Genomic DNA, 5226 nt, shown 5'->3' on the forward strand with positions numbered 1-5226 from the left:
CCGCTGGTCCTCGCCGTTGCGTTGGATCATCGACTTGAACTCGGTCAGCAGCTTGGCCGCCATCGAGGGGCTGATCTGCGACTGGCCGTCCGCCACCGCACCACGCTGCTGTCGCCCTTCGACTCGCTGGTGTGGGACCGCGCCCGCACCGAGCGCCTCTTCGGCATGGAGCACCGCCTGGAGGCGTACGTTCCCGCTCCCGACCGGCGGTACGGCTACTTCGCGATGCCGGTGCTGGCGGGCGGGCGGCTGGTCGCGCGCGTCGACCCGGCCCGCGACGGCGAGGTGCTGGTCGCCCGGCACGTGACGCTGGAGGGCGGCGGCGAGAGGGAGCGCATCGCCGCGCAGGTGGCCGACGCGCTGCGGGAGGCGGCGGGCTGGGTCGGCTGCGTCGAGCTGCGCGTGGAGCGGGTCACTCCCGAGGAGGCGCGGCCCGCGCTGGTGGCGGCGGTGGCCGGGGTCGGCTGAGGCGGCGCGCGCCGGCCGTCAGCCGTTCTCCAGGTCGAGGATCTTCTCCCGCATCGCGTAGACGACCGCTTCCATGCGCGAGTGCAGCTGCAACTTCTCCAGGATGTTGCGGACGTGGTTCTTCACGGTGTTCTCGCTGATGAACAGCACGCGGGCGATGTCCCGGTTGTTCCGTCCCGTGGCGACCAGGCGCAGCACCTCCAGCTCCCGGCTGGTCAGCCGGGGCGCGGGAACCAACCGCTGGTCCTCGCCGTTGCGTTGGATCATCGACTTGAACTCGGTCAGCAGCTTGGCCGCCATCGAGGGGCTGATCTGCGACTGGCCGTCCGCCACCGCGCGGATCGCCGCCGTGACCTCGTCGGTCGAGATCTCCTTCAGCAGGTAGCCGGTGGCGCCCGCCTTGATCGCGTCGTAGAGGTCCGCCTCCTCGTCGCTGATCGTCAGCATGATGATGCGGGCGCTGGGCGCGACCTCCTTGATGGTGGTGCACGCCTCGATCCCGCCGCGCCGCGGCATCCGGACGTCCATGAGGACGATGTCGGGAAGCAGGTCGGCGGCCTTCTCCACCGCCTCGGCGCCGTCGCCCGCCTCGCCGACGACCTCGATGTCCTCCTCCTGGGCGAGGACGATCTCCAGACCGCGCCGGAACAACTCGTGATCGTCCACGACGAGGACCCGGATGGGGTCGCGCGGCTGCTGTCCGGAGGCCGGGGACCGCCCTTCCGGCCCGGGTCCGCCGTGCGTCCCCCGGCCCATCGTCGGTCCGAAGCCCTCGACCATCTGCACTCCCCCTGCGCACCTTCCCTCACCGGCTCACCCTGACCGGCCGGACACGTCTCATGATTCCACGACGGCGCCCTTGGCCGAATCGACGGATTCGGCCAAGGGCCCCGGAGGAGTGGGCTTCACCCGCGGGGGTGGGGGTGTTCGGCCCCCGAGGGGGCTCGCGGGGGCCGCGGTGACCGGCGCGCGGTCACCGGCGGGCGCCGGGGGGTGTCACCCCGCCAGCGCGTCCCCCGCTTCCTGCGGCTCGTCGACGGCGAGGGGGTCGGTCTCCAGCCGGATGACGCCGTAGTCGTAGGCGTGCCGCCGGTACACCACGCTGGGCTGCTTGGTGTCGGACTCCACGAACAGGTAGAAGTCGTGGCCCACGAGTTCCATCTCGTAGAGCGCCTGGTCGAGGGACATGGGCCCCGCGGCGTGGACCTTCTCGCGGACGACCAGCGGCCCGTCGCCGTCGACCTCCAGCGGTCCGGCGCGGTGCTGCTCCGGGCGCTCCTCACCCTCGTCGGCGACGCCGTTCTCACCGAGTTCGCCGTTGCCGTTGATGACGGCGGCACCCGCGACCACCGATCCGACCTCACTGGCCGGGATGCGGCGCTTGCCGCGCCGGGAGGTCCGCTTGTCGTGGCTCCGGCGCAGCCGGGTCTCGAGCTTCTCCACCGCGAGGTCCAGCGCGCCGTAGGGGTCGGCGGCGGCGGCCTCGGCCCGGATCACCGGGCCGCGGTGGCGGAGGGTGATCTCCACCCGGTCCGACCGGCCGGCCTGCCTCGGGTTGGGCTCCTTGGACACCTCCACGTCGAGACGGATCACCTTGGAGTCGATCCTCTGGATCTTGTCAAGCTTGAGCTTGTCGGCCACGTGGCGCCGGAAGCGCTCCGGCACCTCGGTCTTGCGGCCCTTGACGACGATGTCCACGCAGAACTCCGTTCCGGACGACCCCGCTGACGAGGCGGTGGCGCGCCCTTGGGTGCACTCTTGCCGGACGGCCGATCCTGAGGCCGTTGCCCTCCGGCGACGTCGAGTTGCGGCTGTCACCTCCTTCTCCCCAGCCTCGGGGAGAGCATTCCCCCGAGGTCCGGGCGATGGCGCTGCCACTCGTCGCGGTGACAGGACCGGGTATGAAGTTTCGGCGGAGCCGGCGCACCGACCCCTTCTCTCGAAAGTACCCCCAACGGTGGACCACCGGCACCCTTACCGACGCGTACCCCCGATCGGGTAACGCTGCGGCGTCGCGATGACGGCTGCCGCGACCGGGGCTGCGCGCGCCCCCGACGCCCGCAGCGCCCGGCAGCACTCCGCCAGCGTCGCGCCCGTGGTGAGCAGGTCGTCGACGACCACCACGCAGCCGCTGCGGCGCCCCGGGGGCGCGGCGACCAGCGCCCGGTCCAGGTTGGCGCGGCGGCCTCGGGCGTCGAGCCCCACCTGGTCCGCGACGGCCCGGCGGTGCCGCAGCAGCGGCGCCACGCCCACCCGCCGCCCTCGTGCCCGCAGTTGGCGGGCAGCGGCACCGCAGACCCGGAGCAGCGGGTCGTGGCCGCGCCGCGCCACCGCGGCGCGGGCCGAGGGAGCGGGGACGAGCAGCACGGGGCCGTCCCGGACGCGGGGCCCGCACGCGGCCAGCGCCGCCTCCACCGCGGCGGCCAGCACGCCGCCCAGGGGCCGGCAGAGCGGGAGCGCGCCGCGCTCCTTGTGTGCGAGCAGGGCGCCGCGCAGCGGACCGCCGTACCCGCCGCCGCTCCAGAGCACGGCCGGCGCCCCGGCCGGCCGCGGCACGACCGCCGCGGGGCGCAGTGCGGTCAGTGCGGCGCCGCAGCGGCCGCACAGCGGCCCGCCGTCGCCGCCGCACCCCGCGCAGTCCACCGGGAGCAGCAGCGACGCCAACTCCCGCAGGGCGTCTCGCATGTCCCCACCGTCGCCGGGCGGGACGGCGGCCGCAACCCCTGTGGACAACCCGCGGGGCCACCGCGGGCGGGATCGGGACGGACGGCCCCGGACGGGCGGGCCCGTCGGGCGGACCGGGCGGGCTCGTCGGTCGCCCGGACGGTGCCGTCGGGCGGACCGGCGCCCCGAGAGCGCGAGCGAGGGGTGCGGCGGACCGGCCGGTCAGCCCGGGTAGGCCGGGCTGGTCCCCTCGGGGCTGACGATGCGCCAGGTCCCGTCCTGGTGCTGCCGGGCGATGCCGTCGCCCGACCGCGCCAGCAGCGGCTGCTCCTCCTGCTCGGAGGCGGCGACCCCCGTGATCTCACTCGGGCCGGCGACGCTGGTCGCATTGACGGTCGAGCCGTCGGTGTTGACGTAACTCATCTGCTCGGCGCCGCCCGGCGGCCGGCCGACCACCACCAGCCGGCTGCCGCCCGCCCACGCCACGGCGACCACGTTCTCCAGGTGGGGTGCGACCGGGCGCAGCCCCTCGACGCGCATCTGCAGCTGCTCCTCGTCGACCCAGCGCTCGATGCGGCCGAGCTGCAGGGTGGTGCGGTCCTCCTCGTCCCGCACCAGGAGTGCGATCCGCACCCCGTCGGAGGCGACGCGCAGCGCCTCCACGGTGCGGCCGCCGCCGAGACCGGCGACCTCGACCTCGGAAGCGGTCCCGGTGCCGCCGGTCATCCGCATCACCCGCGGTCCGTCGGCGCCGCGGTCCACGAACCACAGGTCGCCGAGCCCGTCCCAGCTGGGCGAGGAGATGCCGTCCTCCGGGCCGCCGCCGGGCGCGGTGTGCACCGGCGCGCCGAGCGAGTCGGTACCGGAGAGCGCGTCGATGTACAGCGAGGCGCCGTCGGCCGACACGGCGGCCGCGCGGCGCCCGTCCCGGGCGACGGCGACCGAGCGCAGTGCGACCTCGCCCCGGCCCAGCGGGCCGGCGACCGCCCGCGGGTCGTCCTCGTCCTGCACCACCGTGACGCGGCTGTCGTCGTCGATGAAGTACTGGCGGTCCTGCTCGCCGATGAGCAGCCCCGGCGCGTTGTCGCGGGCCTCCCCGGCGGTCAGTGCGCAGATGGCGCCGCTCCCGCCGGAGACGCGGACCTCGGTCACCTCGGAGGTGCCGAGATCGCGCACGGTGTAGTACAGCTGCGCCGCCATCCGGGAGCACGCCGCGGGCTGCACCGCGGCGGGGAGCCCGGTGAGGCGCACCGTGAGGACGCCCTCCTCGTCGACGACCGGCCGGGCGCCGGGGACCAGCGCGACCTCGTCGGGGAACTGGCTGCGGACCACGGGCTCCAGCCATTCACTCGGCCCCGACAGCAGCGCCTTCACCGCCTCACCGACCAGGTCGACGCGGTGGCGCAGGTAGATCGGGTCGGCGACCAGCGTGCTGTTGGCCTGCGGGGTGGCGACGGCCGCCGTGGAGTGCGCCGCGTAGAAGTACGTGCTCACCGAGCGGTAGATCCGCAGGAAGTCCTGCTCCCCCAGGATCAGCCCGTCGGGGAGGTCGGCGATGCGCCACTCCTCGTCGACCCGGCTCAGTTCGAACACCGCCCGGTGGGTGCCGTCGTCCGGCCGGTACACGTGCTGCTCGTCCACGACCGCGAGCCGCTCGCCGCTGATCTCGAACCGCACGGTGCTGCCGTCCGGGGAGGACTCGCCGGGCTCGGCGGGCAGCCCCGGCCCGTCGGAGAGCACCGAGGTGCCGGCCGACGGCCGCCAGGCCGCGTCGGCCTCCTGCGTCAGGTACTCGCGCGCCGTCGCGAAGTCCGCCTCGTCGCTGGTGACGGCCTCCAGGAACCCCCGCACGATCTGCTCGGGCTGCGCCCCCTGCTGCGGGCTCACACCGAAGACCCGGACCTGGGAGTCACCGTCGGAGCGCACCGCCTGGTCCACCCGCTGCACGTCGCCACCACCCGGCATCGAGGCGCAGCCCGAGGCGAGCATCGCGCCGACCGCCAGCAGGACCACGCCGCGACCCGCCCGCCGGGCGGCTCCGCGGCGCCCCGGTATGGGGCGCCGGCCGTGCGGCGCCGCCGAGCGGGGCCCGCC

At 75.0% G+C, this 5226-nt stretch carries 4 protein-coding genes and 2 pseudogenes; 1 reads left to right on the plus strand and 5 read right to left on the minus strand.

Annotated features, from left to right (window positions below):
* A pseudogene (locus HCN56_RS27570) lies at positions 1-99 on the minus strand (DNA-binding response regulator); the annotation flags it as partial.
* On the opposite strand from HCN56_RS27570, the pseudogene HCN56_RS25930 reads away from it, so the two are divergent.
* A pseudogene (locus HCN56_RS25930) lies at positions 91-468 on the plus strand (DNA glycosylase AlkZ-like family protein); the annotation flags it as partial. The pseudogenes HCN56_RS27570 and HCN56_RS25930 sit on opposite strands and share 9 nt — an antisense overlap.
* An 18-nt stretch (positions 469-486) precedes the next feature.
* On the opposite strand, the gene HCN56_RS23215 reads toward HCN56_RS25930, so the two are convergent.
* The 4 genes from HCN56_RS23215 to HCN56_RS23230 all read right to left on the minus strand — a co-directional run.
* Positions 487-1248: a response regulator gene (locus HCN56_RS23215; RefSeq protein WP_167974252.1), complete on the minus strand. Its 762-nt coding sequence runs from the start codon at positions 1246-1248 to the stop codon at positions 487-489.
* A gap of 216 nt (positions 1249-1464) precedes the next feature.
* A complete protein-coding gene (gene hpf / locus HCN56_RS23220; protein ID WP_167974254.1) occupies positions 1465-2166 on the minus strand; it encodes a ribosome hibernation-promoting factor, HPF/YfiA family in 702 nt (233 codons plus the stop codon).
* A 276-nt stretch (positions 2167-2442) separates the two neighbouring features.
* Positions 2443-3153 (minus strand): ComF family protein, encoded by a 711-nt coding sequence (locus HCN56_RS23225; protein ID WP_167974256.1) that lies wholly within the window; start codon positions 3151-3153, stop codon positions 2443-2445.
* 201 nt (positions 3154-3354) lie between these two features.
* Positions 3355-5226: LpqB family beta-propeller domain-containing protein (locus HCN56_RS23230; protein WP_209313089.1), on the minus strand; the 1872-nt coding region annotated here is incomplete at its 5' end.

The sequence above is a fragment of the Streptomyces lonarensis genome (assembly GCF_012033735.1).
Taxonomy (GTDB): Bacteria; Actinomycetota; Actinomycetes; order Streptomycetales; family Streptomycetaceae; genus Streptomyces; species Streptomyces lonarensis.